This is a genomic window from Micromonospora sp. SCSIO 07396, from assembly GCF_053667945.1.
This window is the reverse complement of the sequence record NZ_CM132210.1, coordinates 1,107,003-1,129,181: the sequence shown is the minus strand read 5'-3', so window position 1 is coordinate 1,129,181 and position 22,179 is coordinate 1,107,003. Positions and strand designations below refer to the sequence as shown.

The window sequence follows — 22,179 nt, the reverse complement described above, 5'->3', positions numbered from 1 at the left end:
GGGTGACGTCGTGATCGCGTCCCGGAACATCGGCTTCGTGGCCGCCACGGCGACCCTGCTCGCCGCGGCCCCCCTGTCGTCGATCTTCCAACAGTGGACCTGGCTGATCCAGTCGACCATCGCGGTCGCCGTGGTGGCCGGCGCGGCGGCGCTCACCCGGCTGGTCCGGGCCCCGCTGTGGGGTCAGGTGCTGGGCATGCTCGCCGGTCTGCTGCTCGCCCTGACCTGGCTCTTCCCGGGCGGCGGCGAGCTGATCGCCTTCCTGCCCACCCCGGCGACGCTGGCCCACTTCGGTGAGCTGGCGCAGGGCTCGTTGCAGGACATGCGCTCCTACGGGGTGAAGGTGCCGGACACCACCCCGCTGCTGTTCATCAGCGTGCTCGGGGTGGGCGCGGTGGCGATCGTGGTCGACGTGCTCGCCGTCGGACTGCGCCGTCCGGCCCTGGCCGGGCTGCCCATGCTGGCCATCTACTCGGTGCCGGTCGCGGTCTACGTCGACAGCGTCCCCGCGCTGCCGTTCGTGGTCGGCGCCGCCGGCTACCTGTGGCTGCTGGTGACCGACAACGTCGACCGGGTCCGCCGGTTCGGCCGCCGGTTCACCGGCGAGGGCCGCGACGTGGACGTCTGGGAGTCCTCCCCGCTGGCCGCCGCCGGGCGTCGGCTGGCGGTGGTCGGGGTGGTGCTGGCCGTGGTGCTGCCGCTGGCCGTGCCGGGGATGACCGGCGGGCTGCTGGACCAGTTCAACACCGCCGGCACCGGCACCGGCAACGGACGCCCCGGGCAGGGCGGCGGCCCCGGCCGGATCGACCTGTTCGCCGCCCTCAGCGGGCAGCTCAACCAGTCCGAGGTGGCCGACATGGTCACCGTCACCACCACCGAGGAGAACCCGTTCTACCTGCGCTTCGGTGTCGCCGACGAGCTGCGCCCGGACGGTTTCCGGGTGCGCCCGCCCAACGGTAGGCCGGTGAACCGGGACCTGCCCGACCCGACCGACCGGGCCCAGGCGGGGGTGGAGCAGCAGACCTACCGGGCGACGGTCGAGGTGAACCGGTCGCTGAACATGCCCTTCGTGCCGGTCTACACCGACCCGGTCAGCTTCGACGGGCTCAACGGCAACTGGTCGTACGACCAGAACCTCGGGGTGGTCTTCTCCAACCGGGACAACTCCCGGGGCAAGCGGTACTCCTTCGAGTACGTGCGCTCGACGTACAGCCCGGCGGCGCTGCGCCGGGCCCGCCCGCTGCCGGCCGAGCACCCGATCCGGCTGCAACAGACCCGCACCCCTGAGGTCCGCGAGGTCAGCCTGCTGGTCAACCGGCTGGTGGAGGGGAAGTCCAACGACTACGACCGGGTCCGGTCGCTCTACGACTACTTCTCCCGGGAGAACGGCTTCAGCTACTCGCTGAGCACCAAGGGCGGCACCAGCGGCCAGGAGATCGTCGACTTCCTCACCAACAAGGTCGGCTACTGCCAGCAGTACGCGGCGGCGCTGGCCTGGCTGGTGCGGGAGGCGGGCATCCCGGCCCGGGTGGCGTTCGGCTTCACCAACGGCAGCAGCGTCGACGGGGACACCGCCGTCCTGACCAACCGCAACCTGCACGCCTGGACGGAGGTCTACTTCGACCGGTTCGGCTGGGTGCCGTTCGACGCCACCCCGGCGTACGGCGTCCAGGGGTCGACCCGGTCGGCGTGGGCGCCGGACTCCGACGCCCCGGACCCGGAGCCGTCGGACACGGCCGCGCCCGCCGCGCCGGAGGACCCGGGCGCCACCACCGGTCCGCAGCGCGACGAGGCCGCCGACAAGGACACCGACGCCGGGTTCGACCCGACCACCGGCGCCCCCGTCGAGCAGGCCCCGACCTGGCCCTGGTGGACGGTGGGTGCGCTGCTCGTGTTGTCGGTGCTGCTGGCGCTGCCGGCGCTGCGGCGGCGCGCGCTGCGCCGGCAACGGCACCATCGGGCAGTCCCGGTGGCGGCCGGCGTGGCCCCCGACGACGGGGCGGGCGCGAGCATCCCGATGACGGTGCTCGGCGCGGACGCCGAGCGGGCCCGCGCGGACGCCCACGCCGCCTGGGACGAGCTGCTGGACACCCTGGTCGACTACCGGGTCCGGATCGACCGGACCGAGACGCCCCGGGCGACCGCCGAGCGGCTGGCCCGGGAGGCCGTCGGTGCGGACGCCGGCCCCGCCACCGCGGTACGGCTGCTCGGCCGGGCCGAGGAACGCGCCAGGTACGCCCGGGACCCGCTCACCGGCGAGCCCCTGCACCCGGCGCTGCGGACGGTACGCGACACCCTCGCCGCGCGGGCCGACCGGCGTACCCGGCTGCTCGCCGCCGTGCTGCCGCCGTCGGTGCTGCTGCGCTGGCGTACCTCGCTCGGCGACAGCTCGGCGCGGCTGGTGGCGGCCTCCGGGCGGCTGCGTCGCCTGCTGCTGCGCTGGAACCCCCGCCGCCTGCTGGCCACCCGCCGCGCCTGACCTCCCGGCCGAGGGGCTGGGAGGTCAGGCGCGGCGGGACGCTCATGGGGCGAGGTGGCGGTATCAGTCGTTTCGGATACCGCCACCTCGCCCCACATGCGTGGGCACCTCGCCCTGTCCCGGGCGTGGTGATACGACTCCCGGGCGTGGTGATACGACGGAGGTGGCCGGACTGTGTCCGGCACCTACCGTCGTCGGTGTCGCCCGTCCACCTCAGGGGTGGGCGGGGTTCAACGATGTCCCTCCGGGCGCTGCCGCCACCTGTCCTCCATGCGGTCCAGCAACGACGGCCGCCGGCCGCCGCGGCCACGCGGACGACGACGACTCGTCGTGCCGCCCACCACGTGCAGGTCAGGTGACTGCCCCCGCCGGTGCGACTGCACCGCATAGCCCAGCGCGGCCAGCATGACGACGAACCCCGCCACTGCCAGTGGCGGCGTCTTGATCACCGCGCCGTAGACCAACAGGGCCAGGCCGACGACCACCACGCCGGCAGCGACGAGCAGGCGACGCCGCGTGTGGAAACGCGGGTCGCTGGCGCGCACGGCCGAGGCGAATTTGGGGTCCTCGGCAAGCGACCGCTCGATCTGCTCGAACAGCCGCTGCTCGTGCTCCGAGAGCGGCACGGCACTCCTCCCCGGTCACGTTGGTCGGCCCGGTCGGGCCGACAGACCGTGGCAGCCAACCGGCTGCTTGCCGCCAAGTCTACGAGGGGGGTCGCGCGTCGGAAAGCGGGACGACCTATGGCCGACTGCTATTTTCGCCGGGGCGGGGATCACGTCTGCCGAGCAGACTGGCCGGACCTATGACGGACCGCCCGAAACGGGCAGCCGCGGCGTCGGCGGCGGTCTCCGCCTCCCGCCAGCCCCGCTCGGGCGCGCCGAGGGCGAGTTGGCGCGGAGTGTCGGCCGCACCGGCCAGACCCTCCACCCGTACGCCGACCAGCCGGACCGGCTCACCCGGGTCGAGAACCGTCCAGAGGCCCCAGGACGTGTCGAAGATCTCCCGGGCCACGTCGGTGGCCACGCCGAGCGTCCGGGACCGGTTGACGGTGCGGAAATCCGACAGTCGCACCTTGAGCGAGATCGTCCGGCCGACCTGACCGGCCCCGCGCAGCCGGCTGCCCACCTTCTCGCTGAGCGCGAGCAGCGACCGCCGGATCTGCTGCGGGTCGACCACGTCGACGTCGAAGGTCACCTCGGCCCCGATCGACTTTTCCACGTGCTCCGGGCTGACCGGACGCGGGTCCCGCCCCCGGGCCAGCTCGTGCAGGTGGGTCGCGGACGCCGCACCGAGCGCCTTGCGCAGCATCCCGACGGGCGCCTCGGCCAGATCGCCGATGGTCCGCAGGCCGAGCCGGCGCAGCGTCTCGGCCGACCGCTCCCCCACCCCCCACAACGCGTCGACGGGCAGCGGGTGGAGGAACTCCAGCACCCGGCCGGCCGGCACCACCAGCAGACCGTCCGGCTTGGCCCGGGTGGAGCCGAGCTTGGCCACGAACTTGCTCGGGCCCACCCCGACCGAACAGGTCAGCCCCTGCTCGGCCGTCACCCGCTCCCGGATGCGCCGGGCGATGGCGGCGGGCGGGCCGAACAGCCGGCGGGCGCCCGCCACGTCGAGGAACGCCTCGTCGAGGGAGAGCGGCTCGACCAACGGGGTGACGTCCCGGAAGATCCGCATCACCGCGTCGGAGGCCGCCCGGTAGCGGGCGAAGTCGGGGGGTAGGTAGACCGCGCCGGGGCAGAGCGCGCGGGCCCGCGCGGTGGGCATCGCGCTGCGCACCCCGAAGCGCCGGGCCTCGTAGCTGGCGGAGCTGACCACGCCGCGCGGCCCGACCCCGCCGACCACCACCGGCCGGCCGCGCAGCTCGGGCCGGTGGCGCACCTCGACGGAGGCGAAGAAGGCGTCCATGTCGACGTGCAGGATCGGGCTGGCCGAGTCGTCGGCGTCGGGCCCGAAACGCGGGTCACCGCCGCGCGGCAACGACTGGCTCCGACCCATCCCGGCAGGCTAACCGCCAGGTACGACAACCGGCCCGCCCGCCCCACGGGCGACGGCCACGTCAGCCCCGGACCACCAGCAGCGGAACGGTCATCTCCGCCGCGGTGTCCGCCCCGTGGTAGGCCACCAGCCGGGACACCGCCGGCGGCTCCGACCGGGTGGCCAGCACCGCGTACGTGTCGCGGCAGGTCACCACCACGTCACCGACCCGGGACAGGTGCTCCTCGGCGACCGGGCCGAACCACCCCTCGGCCACCATCTCCTCCCGGGTGCACACCCGGGCGGCCGGCCCGAGCACCGCCGACCAGGCGGCCACCACGTCGTCCACCGCCCCCGGGGCGACGTGCAGGTAGCGCACCCGGGGCTCCCCGGCGACCACCCGGACGCCGGCCCGCAGCCGTGCGTCGGTGTCCAGGTCGAACCGGTGCCCCGCCGGCACGTCGAGCTGGCCGTGGTCGGCGGTGACCAGCAGCGCGGCGTCCGCCGGCAACCCGTCGACGAGGCGGGCGAGCAGGGCGTCGACCTCGGCGGCGGCGATCCGCCACGGGGCCGAGTCGACCCCGCTGAGGTGACCGTGCCGGTCCAGGTCGGGGTGGTAGCCGGAGACCAGGGTGGGGCCGGCCCCGGCGGACAGCGCCGCCAGCATCGTCCGGGCCAGCGCGTCCACCCCGCCGGCGCCCCGGTAGTCGCCGCCCCGGTTGGCGGCCAGGGTGAGCCCGCTGCCGGCGTACTCGGGGCGGCTCACCACGCTCACCGCGACCCCGGCGGCGCGGGCCCGCTGCCACTGGGTACGCACCGGCTGCCAGTGCAGCGGGTCCGGGTCGCCGGGCCAGTCGATGTGGTTGAGCACCCGGTCGGTGCCGGGCACCCGGACGGTGAAGCCGAGCACGCCGTGCGCGCCGGGGGCCGCACCCGCCCCCAGGGTCACCAGGCTGGTCGGGGTGGTGGACGGGAAGCCTGAGGTCAACGGGCGGCCCACCGTCGCGGCCAGCCCGGTCAGGGTCGGGGCGTACCGGGCGGCGGTGGGCAGTTGGTACCAGCCGAGACCGTCGACGAGCAGCACGGCGACCCGACGTACCCCGGCCAGGGCGGGGACGAGCCCGAGCAGGTCGACGGCGCCCGGCACGCCGAGCACCGCCAACGCGCTGGGCAGCACGTCGGCCAGGCTGCCTCCGCCGTAGCGCGGTGGCAGCACCGCGAGCGGGTCCGCCGGGGGCACCGGTGCGCCGGCCGGGGCCACCCCGGTCATGCCTGGCGGCGGGCGAACAGGTGCAGTTGGGCGGCGAGGTCCCGGTAGGGCGGCCGCCCGGCCAGCACCTTCTCCAGCTCGACCAGGGCACCCGGCTGACCGTCGGCGACGGTGGCGGGCAACAGGTCGGCGAGGACGCGTACCCCGTGGATCTCCTCGACGGTGAGGCCGGCGACGCGCAGCAGGGCGGCGGCCTCCTCGGCGTCGAAGCGGCGGCGCAGGGTGTCCCGGGGACCGGCGGCCCCGTCGGGCGCGGCGGCCAGCGCGGCGGCGACGTCGAGGTGACCGTTCATGGCCCGCCCCAGCACGGCGGCGGCCCGCCCGGCGACCAGCACGCTCGCCGCGCCGCCGGGACGCAGCGCGGTCGCCAGCGCGGTTGCCACCGGCGTCGGGTCGTCGACCACCTCCAGCACCGCGTGGCACAGCACCAGGTCGACGGTGGCCGGTTCGACCAGCCCGGTCAGCGCGTCGCCGTCGCCCTGCACGGCGTGCACCCGATCGGCGACCCCGGCCTCGGCGGCCCGTCGGGTGAGCGCGGCGAGCGCGTCGGGGCTGGCGTCGACCACGGTCACCCGGTGGCCGGCCTGGGCGAGCGGCACGGCGAACCCGCCGGTGCCGCCGCCCACGTCGAGCACGGTCAACGTGTCATCGGCCCGCCGCTGCAACTCGGCGGCGAGCACCGACCAGATGACGGCGGTACGGGGGGTCAACGGCGGCTCGGCGAACCGGCTGCGGGTGCTCTGTTCCACCCGGTCGAGCCTAGTCACCCACGCCACCCGACCCCCCGTCGGCGGTGCCGTCGCCGGCTCAGATCTCCCCGCCGCCGGCCGGGTCCTCCTCGGCGCGGGACCGGCGGGTGTTCGCCACCGGCCCCTCGGTCACCTGGTACTCCCGCGGCTCGGCGTCCTGGGCGGGCGTCCAACCGGCACCCAGCCGGGTGCGCCGGGCGTTCGCCAGTCCACCGGTGTAAGTGCTGTCCATCGTCACTGGCCTTCCCCCTTGCCGCGCGCGGGCCGCTCTGCCCGCGCGTGCCGGAATTCTCCTGTCTCCCGGCCGGGAAAACCGTAATGTGGATCACTTCACCGGAAGTCGCGGGAGGCGGGTTCCACCGGCGGCGTGATCGGGTCCAGCCGGTCGGCGGTGAGGTTGGTGACCCCCTCGTGCCGCTGCAACCGACCACGGACCACGAGCGCGCTGCTGGTACGGGCGATTCGACGGTAGCGCTGCCACAGCCCCGGGGAGCATGTGACATTCAGCATCCCGGTCTCGTCCTCCAGGTTGAGGAAGGTGACCCCACCGGCGGTCGCCGGACGTTGCCGGTGGGTGACGATGCCGCCGACCCGCACCCGCCGACCCGGCTCCACCCGCCCCAGCCGGGCGATCGGCACCGCACCCAGCGCGTCGAGCCGGTCCCGGACGAACCGGGCCGGGTGGGTCTCCGGGGACAGCCCGGTGGCCCAGACGTCGGCGACGAGCCGGTCCACCGCCTCCATCCCGGGCAGGGTGGGGGCCGCCGCGCCGGTCACCGTGCCGGGCAGCCGGCCCGGCCGGTCCTGGGCCGCCGCCCCGGCCGCCCAGAGCGCCTGCCGCCGGGTCAGCCCGAAACAGGCGAAGGCGTCCGCGGTGGCCAGCGCCTCCAGCTGCCCCGCGGTCAGACCGACCCGCCGGGCCAGATCCGGCATGTCCCGGTACGCCCCGTGCGCCGTCCGCTCCGCCACGATCCGCCCCGCCAGGTCGTCGCCGAGGGTACGGACCCCGCCCAGCCCGAGCCGGACCGCCGGACCGCCCAGCCCCCAGGCGTGCGGCGGCTCCCCCGGCACGCTCCCCCAGCGCGTTTCCGGCGTGGACTCCAGCACCGCCCCCGCCCCGCTGGCGTTGACGTCCGGCCGGCGGACCTCGACGCCGTGCCGGCGGGCGTCGTCGACCAGGGTCTGCGGTGCGTAGAACCCCATCGGTTGGGCGTTGAGCAGGGCAGCCAGGAATGCCGCCGGATGGTGCCGCTTGAGCCAGGAGCTGGCGTACACCAGGTAGGCGAAACTCATCGCGTGGCTCTCCGGGAAGCCGTAGCTGGCGAACGCGGTGAGCTTGCGGTAGACGTCGTCGGCCAGCTCCCCGGTGATCCCCCGCCCGGCCATCCCGGCGTAGAGCCGGTCGGCGAGCTGCGCCATCCGCTGCACCGACCGTTTCGCCCCCATCGCCCGGCGCAACTGGTCGGCCCCGGCGGCGTCGAAGCCGGCCAGGTCGATGGCGAGCTGCATCAGCTGCTCCTGGAACAGCGGCACGCCGAGGGTCTTCTCCAGCGCGTTGCGCATCAGCGGGTGCGGGTACGTCACCGGCTCCTGGCCGTTCTTGCGCCTGATGTACGGGTGCACCGAGCCGCCCTGGATCGGGCCGGGCCGGATCAGCGCCACCTCCACCACCAGGTCGTAGAACTCGCGCGGTTTCAGCCGGGGCAGGGTGGCCATCTGGGCGCGGCTCTCCACCTGGAACACCCCCACCGAGTCGGCCCGGCAGAGCATGTCGTAGACCTCGGGGTCGTCCAACGTCATGTCACCCAGGTCCAGGGACTGGCCGATCAGGTCGTAGCCGTAGTGCAGGGCCGACAGCATGCCCAGGCCGAGCAGGTCGAACTTGACCAGCCCGACGGCCGCGCAGTCGTCCTTGTCCCACTGGAGCACGCTGCGGCCGGGCATCCGCCCCCACTCCACCGGGCACACCTCGATCACCGGCCGGTCGCAGATCACCATCCCGCCGGAGTGGATGCCCAGGTGCCGGGGGAACGTCTGCAACTCGTCGGCGTACGCCACCACCTGCTCGGGGATGCCCTCGACGTCGACCGCCGCGACGGAACCCCAGCGGTCGATCTGATTGCTCCAGGCGTCCTGCTGGCCTGGTGAGTAGCCGAACGCCTTCGCCACGTCCCGCACCGCCGACCGGGGCCGGTAGGAGATGACGTTGGCGACCTGGGCGGTGTGCTCCCGGCCGTACCGGGCGTAGACGTGCTGGATCACCTCCTCCCGCCGGTCGGACTCGATGTCCACGTCGATGTCGGGTGGCCCGTCGCGTTCCGGGGCGAGGAACCGTTCGAACAGCAGCCGGTGCCGGACCGCGTCCACGTTGGTGATCCGCAGCGCGTAGCAGACCGCCGAGTTGGCCGCCGAACCCCGGCCCTGGCAGTAGATGTCCTGCGCGCGGCAGAACGCCACGATGTCGTAGACCACCAGGAAGTAGCCGGGGAAGCCCAGCTCGTCGATCATCCGCAGCTCGTGTTCCAGCTGCGCGTACGCCTCCGGGTGCGCCCCGGGCGGGCCGTAGCGCTCGTGCGCCCCGGCCAGCGTCAGGTGGCGCAGCCAGCTCATCTCGGTGTGCCCCGCCGGCACCGGGTACGCCGGCAGCCGGGGCGCGACCAGGTGCAGGTCGAAGGCGAGTTCCGCGCCGAACTCGGCGGCCCGGGACACCGCACCCGGGTACCCGGCGAACCGGGTCGCCATCTCCGCGCCGCTGCGCAGGTGGGCGGTGGCGGCGGCGGGCAGCCAGCCGTCGATCTCGTCCAGGCTGCGCCGGGCCCGGACGGCGGCCAGGGTGGTCGCCAACCGTCGTCGTCCCGGGCTGGCGTAGTGCACGTTGTTGCTGGCCACGGTGGGCAGCCCGGCGGTGGCGGCCAGTTCGGCGAGCGCGTCGTTGCGGTCGGCGTCGACGGGATGCCCGTGGTCGGTCAGCTCCACCGCCACCGTCTCCGCGCCGAACAGCGCGGTGAGCCGGTCCAGCTCCCGGGCCGCCGCGTCGACCCCCTCGGTGAGCAGCGCCGCCGGCACGTGCCCCTTGCGGCAGCCGGTCAGCACCAGCACGTGGTCGCGCAGCTCGGCGGCGACCTCCTCCAGTTCGCCGTAGACCGGCCGGCCCTTCTCACCGCCGCGCAGCTGGGCCCGGGAGATGACCGACGCGAGCCGGGCGTACCCCTCGTGGCCGTGGGCGAGCACCAGCAGGTGCCGGCCCAGCGGGTCGGGTTCGCCCTGCTGCGGGCCGGGCAGCCCCAACGACAGCTCCGCCCCGAAGACCGTGGGCAGGTGCAGCGTACGGGCCGCCTCGGCGAACCGGACCACCCCGTAGAACCCGTCGTGGTCGGTCACCGCGAGCGCGGTCAACCCCAGCCGGGCGGCCTCCTCGGCCAGTTCCTCCGGGTGGCTCGCCCCGTCGAGGAAACTGAAGTTGGTGTGCGCGTGCAGCTCGGCGTACGGCACCGGGTCGTCCGGACGGGTCAGCTCCGGCGGTGCGTACCGCTCGCGGTGCCGGGTCCAGGCCGGCGAGTCGCCGCCGTCGGCCTCGGCGAGCGGGTCCACCACGTGCAGGTGCCGTTCCCCGCGCCGCCGCCCGCCCCGTCCCCCGTCACCCCGGGACCCACCGGGGCCCGCGCCGCCGTCGGTGGTGGACCGTCCGGACAGCACCCGCTCCAGTTCCGACCAGGGCAGCTTCGGATTGTGGAAGCTCATCCGGATCTCTTCCCGCGGCCGGCTGCGTGGTGCGGCAGGGGCGTCGCGGACGGGAACGGATCGCTCGGTGAGCGGTATGCCGCTGAGTCATATTTATGACCGCCAGGCATACCGCTCACCCGGAAACATCGTCGGGACGCGGGATGGCCCCGGACGGAACGCCACACCGACCGGACCAGCGCGGACCACCGGTCAGTCATAGATCGCCTCCACCAGCCACCGGCCCGCCTCGACGGCCAGCAGCAGGGCGGCACCGTCGGCCAGGCAGACCTGGAACCGGGCCCGGCGGCGGGCCTCGGCGGGGGCCCACCACCGCTCGTCCACCGGCCACGGACCGGTCCAGCCGACGATCTCCATCGGGGCGGCGCCGCCGACGGCCAGCCGGGCGGGCGCGGCGCTGACCGCCAACCGGGCGCTGACCAGCACCGGCTCCCCGGCTGCGTCGTGCACGGTCGCGGTGAGCGGGACGGGCAGCACCACGGCCGGCGCGGGTGGTGGCAGTCGCCCCGGCCACGGCGGCACGGGACTCCCCCGCCGCCCGGCCCGCGCGGCACCGCCCCGACCCGTCACCTCAGCACCACCCCGACCCGCTCCGGCCGACGGCGGCGGCACGACACCCGACGACCCGTCCACCGGCGGCGTGACGGATGCGCCCGGCAGCGGTGGCTTGGCCGGTGCGCCCGGCAGTGGTGGCGGGCCGGGGCGGGCCAGGAGCCGTTCGTCCCCCCACGGGACCAGCCTGGTCTGGTCGGCCGGGGACCGACCGCCCCCCAGCACGGCGGTGACCACCGCCTCCGGGCCGAGGATGCCCTGCACCCGGCTCAACGCCCGGTGCGCCCGGTCGCGTTCCTCGCCGGCCTCCCCCCACAGGCCGGGTTGCAGCCCACCCCGGGCCAGCAGCCCGTCGGGCACCAGCCGCAGCCGGACGATCCCGGCGGTCGGCCGGGCCGGCCGGGCACCGGCCCGACCGGTGCTGCCGGAGAGCCAGCCGTCGAGCTGCCAGCGCACCCGGTCGGCGATCGCGGCGGCGGTGAGCAACCCGTCGTGCCGCCACACCCGGTGCAGCTCCTGGCCGTGTGCGGTGACCGCCTCGATGCCGAGTCGGGTGCAGGCCAGCCCGTGCCCGGCCAACCGGTCGTGTAGCCGTTCGGCGAGCATCCGGGCGGCGAAGGCCGCCGCGTCGACCCGGTCGAGGGGCTCATCGTGGTGGGCGGTGACGGTCAGGTCGACCGGGGGCTGCCGGACGGCGAGCGGCCGGTGGTCGTGCCCGGCGGCGAGCCGGTGGGCGAGGGCCCCGTCGAAGCCGAACCGGGCCAGCACGTCACCGGCGGGCAGTGCCGCGAACCCGCCGAGCGTGCGTACGCCGAGCCGGCGCAGCAGGTCGGCCAGGGCCGGCCGGCCGATCGCCTCGACGGGCAGCCCGGCCAGGAACCCCGGGGTCCCGCCCGGCGGCACCACCTGTCCGGTACGCGCGGCGAGACCGGCGGCGAAGACCCCGTCGGCGATCCCGACCTGGCTCTCCACCGCGCAGGACTCGGCGACCTGTTCGATGATCCGCTCGGCGGCGGCCTCCTCACCGCCGAGGTAGCGGGCGGGCCCCCGGGCGGCGAGCGCGCAGACGCCGGGGCGGACCACCTCGACCCCGGCGGCGACCTCCTCCACCGCGGCGACGACCGGTTCGAAGGCGCGGGCGTCCCGGCCGGGGTCGTGGTCGACGACGGTCAGCGCGGGGCAGCGCCCCTGCGCCTCCCGGCGGCGCAGGCCCCGGCGTACCCCGGCGGCGCGGGCCGGTGCGGAGCAGGCCACCACCCGGTTGGCGTGCAGCACGGCCACCGGGCCGGTGGCGGGCACCCCGTCGACGATCTCGGCGGCGAGCACCGGCCAGTCCGGGCACCAGAGCAGCAGGGTGCGGATGGGCGCGCCGGTCACCCGGACCCGACCACGGTGAATCCGCCCGGCCGAGGCCCGACGGGGACGGCCGGCGCGACGGGGACGGCAGGTCCGACGGGGACGGCAGGTCCGACGGGGACGGCCGGCGCGGCGCGGGGCACGACCCGGGTGAGCCCGTCGCCGGGCAGCCACATCGTGATCTCCTTCGGGCGGGCCGCCGCGCCGCGCCCGCGTGCCGACACGGTGACCTCGCGTCGGCGCAGCCGACCCCGTCCCGGCCCGAGCCCCTCCCAGACCCCCCGGACCACCTGGAGCGTGACGTCCGCGCCGGTCCACCGGCCGTACGGCACGAGCACGCAGCCGCGTTGTCGGGCCCGGGCGGCCAGCCGGTCGGCCACCGGGGCGGAGACGGTGTGCGGTACGGCGGTCACCACCACGTCGACCCCGTCGATCAGGGCGGCGACCACGGTCGGCCACTCCGGACCGGGGTGCGGGACGAGGGCCAGCCGGTCCAGGGCGATGCCGACCTCGGCGGCGGCGCCCGCCCCGAACGTGGGCACCCCGACCACCGCGCACCACGACCCGGCCCGGGACGCCTCGGCGAGCAACGCCAGCACCAGGGAGGTGCCGCCGCTGCGCCGGGGTTGGCCGACGGTGACGGCGACCGTGCTGCCCCGACGCAGCCCCCGGTGCGGCAGCAGGCCGGTCAGCTCCGGTGCCACCGGGAGCACCCGGTGGCTGCCGGCCGGGTCCGGGGCGCTCGCCGGGCGGACCAGATCGGCCAGTGCGGCGGAACCGACCACCATGCGGCCCGCCATCGGACCAACCCCCCGTCGTGTCGTTGCGTGGATCAGATGCACTGCGTGCTCGCCCCGGACGCGGTGGGACGCTGCGTCGAGGTGCCCGTGCCCGGCCGGATCAGGTGCCCGGCGGGGACCCGGGCACGGCCGGGTCAGGCGGCGAGACCGTCGAGGGCGGGCTGGTGGGTCACTCCGAGCGCCTGCTCCACCACCGTCACGAACTGTTCGGCGGCCCGGAGCAGGTCGTCGGCCTCCCGGGCGTTCACCACCCGGGGTATGCCGGCCTCGGCGGCGGCCCGCTTGCCGGCGGTGGCGGCGAAGTAGCGGGACCACTCGTCCAGTTCGGGGGCGACCCCGGCGAGCAGCACCCAGACGCTGGTGATCCGGCGGCGGCGGGCAGGCGCGGGCCGGGCCCGGGCGGCGAGCAGGGCGGCGGCGGCGCGGAGCGCGGCCAGGTGGGCGGCGGCGTAGCGCAGCCCGTCGGGACGGGTCTGGGCGGCCTCGGCCAGCCCGTGGCGGGCCGCCGCGAGGAGTTGGGTCGGGGTGCGGTGCGGCAACACGTGCGCGGGCACCGTCGGCGCCTGGGCCGGGTTGGTCGGCATGACTGTCTCCTCCGCGTGACCGGGTCGGGCGGGACGCCAGGTGGAGAGGCTCCACCGGCGCGACGCCCGGGGCGGGTGGTGCGGAGGAAGACGCACCGCTGGGGGCCGGCCGGGTGCGGATGCTTCCCCACACCACACCCGGCCGGCGAACCGGCGGGTTCGTCGCCCGCCGCCCGGGGGTCGAGGGCGGCGGGCGACGACCTGCCTTGACGGGACCGGGCTCGCGACTGCCCGGAACCCGGTGCGGTCCGCGAAACCGCACCTGCCCGGGTCGACGCCGCGAAACACCGCCCCGGGGGCGTTGGAACGGGTGTGCGAGTGAATCGAACACTCGTTCTAACTGCCCTGACAGTACACCCTGCCCCCGACGAAAACGCAACGTCCGGCGTACGGCGTGCCAGCGACGATTCCCAGCCGGCGCACAGTGACGGCAAAGCCTGACCCGAGGTCGCCGCCGCAGGGTGGAACGCATGAGTGAAGGACCCGCCGGAACCACCCGTTGATGAGCACCACCGTCCTGGGCCGGGACACCCCGCGCCGACCGTTGCCCACCGCCCCCGGCTGGTGGGCCGACCTGGCCGGCAGCGCGGCGGTGCTCAGCCTGCTGGTCGTCGTCGCGCTCTGGACCGCCGACCGGGGAGTGCAGGAACTGCTCTCCGGGGTGGCCACCGGCCTCACCTCCGCCGGCCGGCTCACCGGCCTGCTCAGCGCCGACCTGATGCTCGTCCAGGTGGTGCTGATGGCCCGGGTGCCGCTCGTCGAACGGCGCTTCGGCCAGGACCGGATCGCCCGCTGGCACCGGCTGGCCGGCTTCACCTCGTTCCACCTGCTGCTGGCCCACGTGCTGCTGACCACCCTGGGGTACGCCGGCACGGCCCGGGAGAACCCCGTGACACAGCTCTGGTTGCTGGTCACCGGGTACCCGGGGATGCTGCTGGCCACCGCCGCGCTGGCACTGCTGGTGCTGGTGGTGGTCAGCTCCGTCCGGGCGGCCCACCGTCGGCTGCGCTACGAGTCCTGGCACCTGCTGCACCTGTACGCGTACCTGGGGATCGGGTTGGCGCTGCCGCACCAGTTGTGGACCGGCGCGGACTTCGTCTCCTCGGCCGCCGCGCGGGCGTACTGGTGGACGGTGTACCTGGGGGCGCTGGGCAGTGTGCTGGTGTTCCGGCTCGGGCTGCCGGCGTACCGCTCGCTGCGGCACCGGGTCGAGGTGGCCGCGGTGGTCCCCGAGGCGCCCGGCGTCACCTCGGTCTGGTTGCGCGGGCGGGACCTGGACCGGCTGCCGGTCCGGGCCGGGCAGTTCTTCGGCTGGCGTTTCCTGGCCGGCCCCGGTTGGTCCCGGGCGCACCCGTACTCGCTATCCGCCCCGCCGACGGGCGACCTGATGCGGATCACCGTCAAGGACCTCGGCGACGACAGCTCCCGGGTGGCCACCCTGCGACCGGGCACCCGGGTGCTGCTGGAGGGCCCGTACGGGCGGCTGACCGGGGAACACTGGCGTGGCGGCGGGATCACCATGCTCGCCTGCGGGATCGGCGTCACCCCGCTGCTGGCCCTGCTCCGGGAGCTGCCGTACGCACCCGGGCAGGCGGTGCTGCTCTACCGCGTGCGTACCCCGCAGGAGCTGGCCTTCCGGGCGGAGCTGGAGCGGCTCGCGGTCGACCGCGGCGTGTCGGTCCACTACCTGGTCGGTCCGCGCGGCCGACAGCCCGCCTGGCTGCCCGGCTACGCGGCCGGGCTGCCGGACGCCGAGGCGCTGCGCCGGCTCTCCCCCGACATCGCCGACCACGACGTCTACCTGTGCGGCCCGGACGGCTGGGTCGACGCCGTGCAGGCCGCGACCCGGGCCGCCGGGGTGCCCGAGCGGCACGTCCATCACGAACGCTTCGCCTGGTGACGGGCGGGAAGGGGGAACCGTGCGACGGATCACCATCTGGCTGCTCTCCACGGTGACCGCCCTGGTGCTGCTGTTCAGCTACCGGACCAGCACCATGGGCGTCGGCGGGGGGAGCAGCGCCGTCGCCGTCGACCGCGGCGGCACCACCCCCGGCTCCGGGGACCCGTCCACCGAACCGCCCACCGGCGGCAGCGGCAGTGCCGGCAGCACCGGCGACAGCGCAAGCACCGGCGGCGACAGCGGCGGAAGCTACGACGGGTCGGTGGCGCAGACCCGGTGGGGGCCGGTGCAGGTCCGGATCACCGTGGCGGGCGGGCGGATCACCGACGTCACGGCACTCCAGGTGCCCGACGGCAACTTCCGGGACCAGCAGATCAACGACTACGCGGTGCCGGTCCTGCGGCAGGCGGCGCTCACCGCACAGAGCGCCCGGATCGACACCGTGTCCGGGGCGACCGTCACCAGCGACGGTTACCGCGAATCCCTCCAGGCCGCCATCGACGCGGCGCACCTGAGATGAGCACCCCGACGGGCCGGACGGCGGAGCTGGACCGGCGGGCCTGGGTGGTGCAGGTGATGGGGCTGCCGGTGAGCGTGCACCTGCGCGGCCCGGACGTGCACGACGACGCCGTCGCCGCCCGGGTGGAGCGGTTCTTCACCTGGCTGGGCTCGATCGACGCGACGTTCAGCGCCTACCGGCCGGAGAGCGAGATCGGAGAGCTGGCCGGGCGGGAACCCGATCCGGCCACCGCGAGCCCGCTGGTGCGGGAGGTGGCGGAGCTGTGCGAGCTGGCCCGGACGCGCACCGGCGGCCGGTTCGACGCCAGGCGGCTGCCGCTGCCCACCGGCGGTGCCGGCTATGACCCGTCCGGACTGGTCAAGGGCTGGGCGGTGCAGCGGGCGGCCGGATGGCTGGCCGATCTGGCCGGGCACGACCTCTGTCTCAACGCCGGTGGGGACGTGCTGCTGCGCACCGGGGCGGACCGGCCGGCCTGGCGGGTCGGCATCGAGGACCCGGACCGCCCCGGCCACCTGCTGGACGTGCTGGACCGGCGCGACGGCGCGGTCGCCACTTCGGGCACCGCCAGGCGCGGCGCGCACATCGTGGACCCGCGTACCGGCCGACCGGCGACCGCGCTGCGGTCGGTCACCGTGGTCGGGCCGGAACTGCTCTGGGCCGACGTGTACGCCACCGCGGCGATGACCCGGGACGCCGACGACGCGCTGACCTGGCTGACCGGCCTGGCCGACCACGAGGCGCTGCTGGTGACCGCCGACGGCCGGATCCGGGCCACCGGGCACTGGCCCGGCACCCGGCCCGGGTCGCCGCCCGCCCGCTGACCCGCCACGGTGGGCGGCCGGCTGCGGGGCGTCGGGGCGTACCGGGGACAATGGCCGCATGCAGTCACACCCGAACGTGCAGGCGGTGCAGCGGGCGCTCGACGACGCGGGCGCGCGGGACGCCTCCGGCGTGGCCAGCCGGGTCCGTCTGCTGCCCGAGGCGGTGCACACCGCCGCCGCGGCGGCCGACGCGTTGGGCGTCGCCGTCGGCGCGATCGCCAACTCGCTGGTCTTCGAGGCCGACGGCACGCCGCTGCTGGTGCTCACCTCCGGCGCACACCGGGTCGACACCGCCGGCCTGGCCGCCTGGCTCGGGGTGACCCACCTGCGCCGGGCCACCCCCGACTTCGTCCGCACGCACACCGGGCAGGTGATCGGCGGGGTCGCCCCGGTCGGCCACCCCGGGCCGCTGCGCACCCTGGTCGACACCGCCCTGGCCGGGCACCAGCAGGTGTGGGCCGCCGGTGGCGTACCGCAGGCGGTCTTCCCCACCACCTACCCGGAGCTGCTGCGGATCACCGGCGGCACCCCCGCCGAGGTGGCGTGAACACCACCCCGGAGCTGGTCACCCTGCACGTGTGGCGGGTGCCCCGGGCCGCCCTGGGCCGGGCGTTGGCCCGGATGGCCCGGCATCCGTGGCAGCTGCGACGCACCCCCGGCGTACGGTTCGGCAAACTGCTCGGCACCGGGACCGGCACCGGCTTCGGCCCGGGGGACGCCGACCTGACCCGGTGGGCCGCGCTGGTGGTGTGGGACTCCCCCGCCGCGGCCGTCGACTTCGACGCCTCCCCGGTGGGCCGTTCCTGGGCCCGGATCGCCCGCGCCTCGGCCCGGCTGGAGCTACGCCCGGTGACCAGCCGGGGCGAGTGGTCGGGCCGGCGTCCGTTCGGCGAGCCGGCGGGCGGCCGGGTCGACGGGCCGGTGCTGGCGCTGACCCGGGCCCGGTTGCGTCCCCGCCGTGCGCTCACCTTCTGGCAGGCCGTCCCGCCGGTCGCCGCCGCGCTGAACGCCGCGCCGGGGCTGCTCGCCCGGTTCGGTGTCGGCGAGGCGCCGCTGGGTTGGCAGGGCACGGTCAGCGTGTGGCGCGACCCGACGGACCTCGTGGCCTTCGCGTACCGTCACCCGGAGCACCGGGCGGCGATCACCCGCACCCCCACCGAAGGGTGGTACGCGGAGGAGTTGTTCGCGCGCTTCGAGGTGCGCGCAGTGGTCGGTGACCGGTCGGTGCTGGGCTGGGTCGCCGACGGTGATCCGCAACCGTGAGAGGACGCGCATGAGGTTGGTGCGGTGGACGCCGGAGGATCTCGTCCGGCGGCTCGACGACGTGGTCGCGGTGTACGGGGAGGCGATGGGCTACCGCAGCGACCTGCTGGAGGCCCGCCGTGGTTACATCGCCACCCACGCCCGCCGGCCCGGGTTCCGCGCCGTCGCCAGCCTCACCAGCGAGGGCCACCTGGCCGGCTTCGGGTACGGCTACCTCGGCGCGGGTGGCCAGTGGTGGCACGACCAGGTCTACCGGGCGCTGCCCCCGGACGCCCGGCGGCGCTGGCTGACCCACTGTTTCGAGGTGGTCGAACTGCACGTCCGACCGCCCGCGCAGGGGCACGGCCTGGGCGCCCGGCAGCTCACCGCCCTGCTCAGCCTCGCCGAGGGCGGCACCACCCTGCTGTCCACCCCGGAGGCCGACGAGCGGGCGTCGCGGGCCTGGCGGCTGTACCGCCGGTTCGGCTTCGTCGACGTGCTGCGGCACTTCCGGTTCCCCGGTGACGAACGACCGTTCGGGGTGCTCGGCCGGGACCTGCCGCTGCCCCGACCCGACACGTCCGGCCCGGCCTCGTCGTGACCCGCCGGCACGTCCCCTGGCTGCTGCTGGCCCTGCTGGTGCTGGTCCAGATCTGCTACCCGCTCACCACCGGGGTCACCCGGGCCCGGCTCACCGTCGCCACGGTCGTGCTGGGTTACCTGCTCGCGGTGGGGCACGCGCTGCTCACCCGGGGTGCCCGTACGGCGGCGGCGCTGGTCGCGGTGGCCACCGGCGGCGGGTTCGCCATCGAGGCGCTGGGGGTGGCCACCGGCTTCCCGTTCGGCAGCTACGACTACTCGGGCGAGTTGGGGCCGAAGCTGGCCGGGGTGCCGTTGATCATCCCGCTGGCCTGGACCTGGATGGCCTGGCCCGCCTGGCTGGCCGCCGTCCGGCTGACCACGCCCACCGGTCGGGGACCCGACGCCGCGTCGGCCGGGTGGGCGGGGCGCGTCGGGCGGGTGGCGTTGGCCACCGTCGGACTGGCCGGCTGGGACCTCTTCCTCGACCCGCAGATGGTGGCCGAGGGCTACTGGGTGTGGCGCGACGCCACCCCGGCGCTGCCCGGACTGCCCGGCATCCCGGTCAGCAACTACCTGGGCTGGCTGCTGTTCGCGGTGCTGCTGATGAGCGCGTTGCGCCCGTTGGCCGGGCCGGCCGTCGCGGTCACCGGCCCCCGCGACGACCCGATGTTCGCCCTCTACCTGTGGACGTACTTCTCCAGCGTGCTGGCGCACGCCGTCTTCCTCCGACTGCCCGCCTCGGCGATCTGGGGCGCGGTGGGCATGGCGGTGGTGGCGGTACCGCTGGCGGTGACCCTGCTGCGCGCCCGCCGCCGGCCCGCCGACCGGCCGGCACCGCGACGCACCGGCGTCGACACCCCGGCATGACCGGCACCCGGACCGGCCCGCCGGCACGACGCGGGCCGACGCCGACCCTGTGGCAACCCCGGCCCGGGTCGACGGGGGCGTGGCGGTGACCGTCGTCGCGCTCGTGCTGGCCGTCGCGGTGACCGCGCTGACCGCGCACACCTGGGTCAACGCCCGGTACTTCCTGCGCCGGCCCGTCGACGGGCCGGTCGGGGTCGACGAGACGGTGGCGGTGCTGCTGCCGCTGCGCGACGAGGCCGACCGGGTCACCCCGTGCCTGCGCGCGCTGCTCGCCCAGCAGGGGGTGCCCGGCCTGCGGATCGTGGTGCTCGACGACGGTTCGACCGACGGCACCGCCGAGGTGGTCCGCGCGGTGGTCGGCGACGACCCCCGGGTCACCCTGCACACCGGGGTCACCCCGCCGCCGGGCTGGCTGGGCAAGCCGCACGCCTGCCACCAGCTCGCCGGGCACGCCGGGCCGGCCGCCACCGTGTACGCCTTCGTCGACGCCGACGTGGTGCTCACCCCGTACGCGGTCGCGGCGGCGGTGGGCGAGCTACGGGCGGCGCGGGCGACGCTGCTGTCGGCGTACCCGAGGATTCTGGTGCGGACGGTGGGTGACCGGCTGGTGCAGCCGCTGTTGCAGTGGTTGTGGCTGACCTTCCTGCCGCTGCGCGCGATGGAACGCTCGCCGCGGCCGTCGCTGGCCGCCGCCGGTGGGCAGTTCCTGCTGGTGGACCGGGCCGGCTACGAGCGGGCCGGCGGGCACGCCGCCGTCGCCGACCGGGTGCTGGAGGACATCGAGCTGGCCCGGGCGGTGAAACGCGCAGGCGGCCGGATCGCGCTGGCCGACGGCTCCCGGCTGGCCACCTGCCTGATGTACGAGAGCTGGCCGCAGCTGCGCGACGGCTACACCAAGTCGCTCTGGGCCACCTTCGGCCACCCGGTGGCCGCCGCGGCCGTGGTCGCCGCGCTGCTGCTGCTCTACAGCGCGCCGCCGCTGCTGGCGGTGGCGGCGCTGGTGGCGGGTTCGCCGCCGGCCGCCGGGCTGGCCCTGACCGGGTACGCGGCGGGAGTCGCCGGGCGGATGGTGAGCGCCCGCGCCACCGGCGGCCGGGCCTGGCCCGACGCGCTGGCCCACCCCGGCTCGGTCGTGGTGCTCGGCTGGCTGACGCTGCGGTCGTACCATCTGCGGAAGCGGCGTCGCCTGTCCTGGCGTGGCCGTCCGGTCAGCTAGGAGGCACGGCATGGCGCGGATCGTGGTCATCGGCGCCGGCGTGGGCGGGCTGGCCACCGCCGCCCGGCTCGCCGTCAGCGGGCACGAGGTGACCGTCTTCGAACGGTCCGACACCGTCGGCGGCAAGCTCGGCCGGCACGTCCAGGACACCCCGGCCGGCAGCTTCCACTTCGACACCGGGCCGAGCCTGCTCACCCTGCCGCAGGTCTTCCACGAGCTGTTCGAAGCGACCGGCGCGAAACTCGACGAGTATCTCGACCTGGTCCCGCTGGACCCGATCGTGCGGCACGTCTTCCCCGGCGACGGGCCGGCCCTCGACTCGTGCGCCGACCCCGACGAGTTCGCCGCCCGCATCGGTGCCGCCCTCGGCGACCGGGCCGCCGCGGACTGGCGGCGGCTGTGGCGGCGGGCCGCCCGGGTGTGGACCGCGTCGCACCGGGACATCCTGCGGCGTACCGTCGACTCGCCACGCGACCTGGCCGCGCTGGCCTGGCGGCTGGGTGACCTGGCCGCGATCGGGCCCGGCCGCACCCTGCGCGGGCTGGGCCGCAGCCAGCTGTCCGACCCCCGGCTGCGGATGCTGCTCGACCGGTACGCCACCTACACCGGCGCGGACCCGCGCCGCGCCCCGGCCGCGCTGGTCGCCGTCCCCTACGCCGAGCTGACCTTCGGCGGCTGGTACCTGCGCGGCGGGTTGGGCACCCTGGCCGACGCGCTGCTCTCCCGCTGCCTGGACCTGGGCGTGACGATCCACACCGGGGGGACCGTCACCCGGATCGACGCCGCCGGCGGCCGGGTGCACGGGGTACGCCTGGCCGGGGTGCACGCGCCCGTCCCCGCCGACGTGGTCGTCGCCAACGCCGACGCGCTCACCGTCTACCGGGACCTGCTGCCGCACCCGGGCCGGCTGGCCGCGCTCACCGACCGCAGCCTCGCCGGTTTCGTGCTGCTGCTCGGGGTACGCGGCGACTCCGGGCTGGCCCACCACAACGTCTTCTTCCCCGCCGACTACGACGCCGAGTTCGACGCCGTCTTCGGCGACCCCGGGCGTGGGGTGCGGGCCCGGCCAGCGACCGATCCGACGGTCTTCGTCACCGTGGCCGACGACCCGACCGCCCGCCCGGCCGGGCACGAGGCATGGTTCGTGCTGGTCAACGCCGCCCGCCACGGCACCGCCCCGGACGCCGTGGACTGGCGTCGGCCGGGGCTCGCCGACGCGTACGCCGACCGGGTCCTCGACGTGCTCGCCGCGCGCGGGGTCGACGTGCGGGACCGGCTGGTGTTCCGTGAGATCCGTACCCCCGCCGACCTGGACGCCACGACGGCCGCGCCCGGCGGGTCGATCTACGGCACGGCCGGGGGGCTGCTCCGCCCGGCCAACCGGGGCCCGGTGCACGGGCTGTGGCTGGTCGGCGGCTCCACCCACCCCGGCGGCGGCCTGCCCATGGTCACCCTGTCCGCGCAGATCGTCGCCGACGAGATCGGCCCCGCCTGGTAGGCCCCCGCCCCTGCCCGACCCG

At 75.9% G+C, this 22,179-nt stretch carries 18 protein-coding genes and 1 pseudogene; 10 read left to right on the top strand and 9 right to left on the bottom strand.

Annotated elements, in window-relative coordinates; all coding sequences use genetic code 11:
- Positions 1-10: 10 nt before the first annotated feature.
- Positions 11-2,479: a transglutaminase TgpA family protein gene (locus tag ACWCHM_RS05105; protein WP_421487775.1), complete on the top strand. Its 2,469-nt coding sequence runs from the start codon at positions 11-13 to the stop codon at positions 2,477-2,479.
- A 230-nt stretch (positions 2,480-2,709) separates the two neighbouring features.
- Here ACWCHM_RS05105 and ACWCHM_RS05100 read toward each other — a convergent pair whose 3' ends face one another.
- From ACWCHM_RS05100 to ACWCHM_RS05060, 9 genes and pseudogenes are all read right to left on the bottom strand, one after another.
- Positions 2,710-3,105 (bottom strand): DUF3040 domain-containing protein, encoded by a 396-nt coding sequence (locus ACWCHM_RS05100; protein WP_088643026.1) that lies wholly within the window; start codon positions 3,103-3,105, stop codon positions 2,710-2,712.
- A gap of 115 nt (positions 3,106-3,220) precedes the next feature.
- On the bottom strand, positions 3,221-4,480 hold the full coding sequence (locus ACWCHM_RS05095) for a DNA polymerase IV (RefSeq protein WP_204959285.1): 1,260 nt from the start codon (positions 4,478-4,480) through the stop codon (positions 3,221-3,223).
- Positions 4,481-4,541: 61 nt separating this feature from the next.
- On the bottom strand, positions 4,542-5,729 hold the full coding sequence (locus tag ACWCHM_RS05090; protein ID WP_454221622.1) for an alkaline phosphatase family protein: 1,188 nt from the start codon (positions 5,727-5,729) through the stop codon (positions 4,542-4,544).
- Positions 5,726-6,496, bottom strand: a complete 771-nt coding sequence (locus ACWCHM_RS05085) for a methyltransferase domain-containing protein (RefSeq protein ID WP_204959287.1) — start codon at positions 6,494-6,496, stop codon at positions 5,726-5,728. The genes ACWCHM_RS05090 and ACWCHM_RS05085 overlap by 4 nt, the downstream gene beginning before the upstream one ends.
- 40 nt (positions 6,497-6,536) lie before the next feature.
- Positions 6,537-6,710, bottom strand: coding sequence for a hypothetical protein (locus ACWCHM_RS05080; protein WP_232378670.1), 174 nt, complete (start codon positions 6,708-6,710; stop codon positions 6,537-6,539).
- Between the two features lie 98 nt (positions 6,711-6,808).
- On the bottom strand, positions 6,809-10,219 hold the full coding sequence (locus ACWCHM_RS05075; protein WP_454221621.1) for an error-prone DNA polymerase: 3,411 nt from the start codon (positions 10,217-10,219) through the stop codon (positions 6,809-6,811).
- Between the two features lie 192 nt (positions 10,220-10,411).
- Positions 10,412-12,148 (bottom strand): annotated as a pseudogene (locus tag ACWCHM_RS05070) (DNA polymerase Y family protein).
- A complete protein-coding gene (locus ACWCHM_RS05065; RefSeq protein ID WP_454221620.1) occupies positions 12,145-12,927 on the bottom strand; it encodes a hypothetical protein in 783 nt (260 codons plus the stop codon). Before ACWCHM_RS05065 ends, ACWCHM_RS05070 begins: the two are co-directional and overlap by 4 nt.
- A gap of 134 nt (positions 12,928-13,061) precedes the next feature.
- The gene (locus ACWCHM_RS05060) at positions 13,062-13,511 is read right to left on the bottom strand and encodes an SAV_6107 family HEPN domain-containing protein (protein ID WP_204959291.1); all 450 of its coding nucleotides are present in this window, start codon (positions 13,509-13,511) and stop codon (positions 13,062-13,064) included.
- Positions 13,512-14,013: 502 nt separating this feature from the next.
- Here ACWCHM_RS05060 and ACWCHM_RS05055 point away from each other — a divergent pair.
- From ACWCHM_RS05055 to ACWCHM_RS05015, 9 genes are all read left to right on the top strand, one after another.
- Positions 14,014-15,411: a ferredoxin reductase family protein gene (locus tag ACWCHM_RS05055; RefSeq protein ID WP_454221619.1), complete on the top strand. Its 1,398-nt coding sequence runs from the start codon at positions 14,014-14,016 to the stop codon at positions 15,409-15,411.
- A gap of 19 nt (positions 15,412-15,430) precedes the next feature.
- Complete coding sequence (locus ACWCHM_RS05050) at positions 15,431-15,931, top strand: FMN-binding protein (protein ID WP_281895557.1); 501 nt, start codon at positions 15,431-15,433, stop codon at positions 15,929-15,931.
- Positions 15,928-16,752 (top strand): FAD:protein FMN transferase, encoded by an 825-nt coding sequence (locus tag ACWCHM_RS05045; protein ID WP_204959294.1) that lies wholly within the window; start codon positions 15,928-15,930, stop codon positions 16,750-16,752. Before ACWCHM_RS05050 ends, ACWCHM_RS05045 begins: the two co-directional genes overlap by 4 nt.
- A gap of 58 nt (positions 16,753-16,810) precedes the next feature.
- Positions 16,811-17,299 carry a YbaK/EbsC family protein gene (locus ACWCHM_RS05040; protein ID WP_421487771.1) on the top strand — a complete coding sequence of 163 codons (489 nt, stop codon included), beginning with the start codon at positions 16,811-16,813 and terminating at the stop codon, positions 17,297-17,299.
- A complete protein-coding gene (locus ACWCHM_RS05035; protein ID WP_454221618.1) occupies positions 17,296-18,015 on the top strand; it encodes a monooxygenase in 720 nt (239 codons plus the stop codon). The genes ACWCHM_RS05040 and ACWCHM_RS05035 overlap by 4 nt, the downstream gene beginning before the upstream one ends.
- A gap of 10 nt (positions 18,016-18,025) precedes the next feature.
- Positions 18,026-18,595: a GNAT family N-acetyltransferase gene (locus ACWCHM_RS05030; protein WP_454221617.1), complete on the top strand. Its 570-nt coding sequence runs from the start codon at positions 18,026-18,028 to the stop codon at positions 18,593-18,595.
- Positions 18,592-19,443 (top strand): carotenoid biosynthesis protein, encoded by an 852-nt coding sequence (locus ACWCHM_RS05025; RefSeq protein ID WP_281895548.1) that lies wholly within the window; start codon positions 18,592-18,594, stop codon positions 19,441-19,443. Before ACWCHM_RS05030 ends, ACWCHM_RS05025 begins: the two co-directional genes overlap by 4 nt.
- A 103-nt stretch (positions 19,444-19,546) precedes the next feature.
- Positions 19,547-20,659 (top strand): glycosyltransferase, encoded by a 1,113-nt coding sequence (locus tag ACWCHM_RS05020; RefSeq protein ID WP_454223019.1) that lies wholly within the window; start codon positions 19,547-19,549, stop codon positions 20,657-20,659.
- Positions 20,660-20,669: 10 nt separating this feature from the next.
- Positions 20,670-22,157, top strand: a complete 1,488-nt coding sequence (locus ACWCHM_RS05015; protein WP_454221616.1) for a phytoene desaturase family protein — start codon at positions 20,670-20,672, stop codon at positions 22,155-22,157.
- Positions 22,158-22,179 lie beyond the last annotated feature (22 nt).

What these genes read in the sequence shown, in the direction of transcription:
- ACWCHM_RS05055 (WP_454221619.1), top strand. Translation starts at nt 14,014, where the DNA reads ATGAGCACCACCGTCCTGGGCCGGGACACCCCGCGCCGACCGTTGCCC.
- ACWCHM_RS05065 (WP_454221620.1), bottom strand. Translation starts at nt 12,927, where the DNA reads ATGGCGGGCCGCATGGTGGTCGGTTCCGCCGCACTGGCCGATCTGGTC.
- ACWCHM_RS05060 (WP_204959291.1), bottom strand. Translation starts at nt 13,511, where the DNA reads ATGCCGACCAACCCGGCCCAGGCGCCGACGGTGCCCGCGCACGTGTTG.
- ACWCHM_RS05075 (WP_454221621.1), bottom strand. Translation starts at nt 10,219, where the DNA reads ATGAGCTTCCACAATCCGAAGCTGCCCTGGTCGGAACTGGAGCGGGTG.
- ACWCHM_RS05045 (WP_204959294.1), top strand. Translation starts at nt 15,928, where the DNA reads ATGAGCACCCCGACGGGCCGGACGGCGGAGCTGGACCGGCGGGCCTGG.
- ACWCHM_RS05090 (WP_454221622.1), bottom strand. Translation starts at nt 5,729, where the DNA reads ATGACCGGGGTGGCCCCGGCCGGCGCACCGGTGCCCCCGGCGGACCCG.
- ACWCHM_RS05015 (WP_454221616.1), top strand. Translation starts at nt 20,670, where the DNA reads ATGGCGCGGATCGTGGTCATCGGCGCCGGCGTGGGCGGGCTGGCCACC.
- ACWCHM_RS05040 (WP_421487771.1), top strand. Translation starts at nt 16,811, where the DNA reads ATGCAGTCACACCCGAACGTGCAGGCGGTGCAGCGGGCGCTCGACGAC.
- ACWCHM_RS05080 (WP_232378670.1), bottom strand. Translation starts at nt 6,710, where the DNA reads ATGGACAGCACTTACACCGGTGGACTGGCGAACGCCCGGCGCACCCGG.
- ACWCHM_RS05030 (WP_454221617.1), top strand. Translation starts at nt 18,026, where the DNA reads ATGAGGTTGGTGCGGTGGACGCCGGAGGATCTCGTCCGGCGGCTCGAC.
- ACWCHM_RS05095 (WP_204959285.1), bottom strand. Translation starts at nt 4,480, where the DNA reads ATGGGTCGGAGCCAGTCGTTGCCGCGCGGCGGTGACCCGCGTTTCGGG.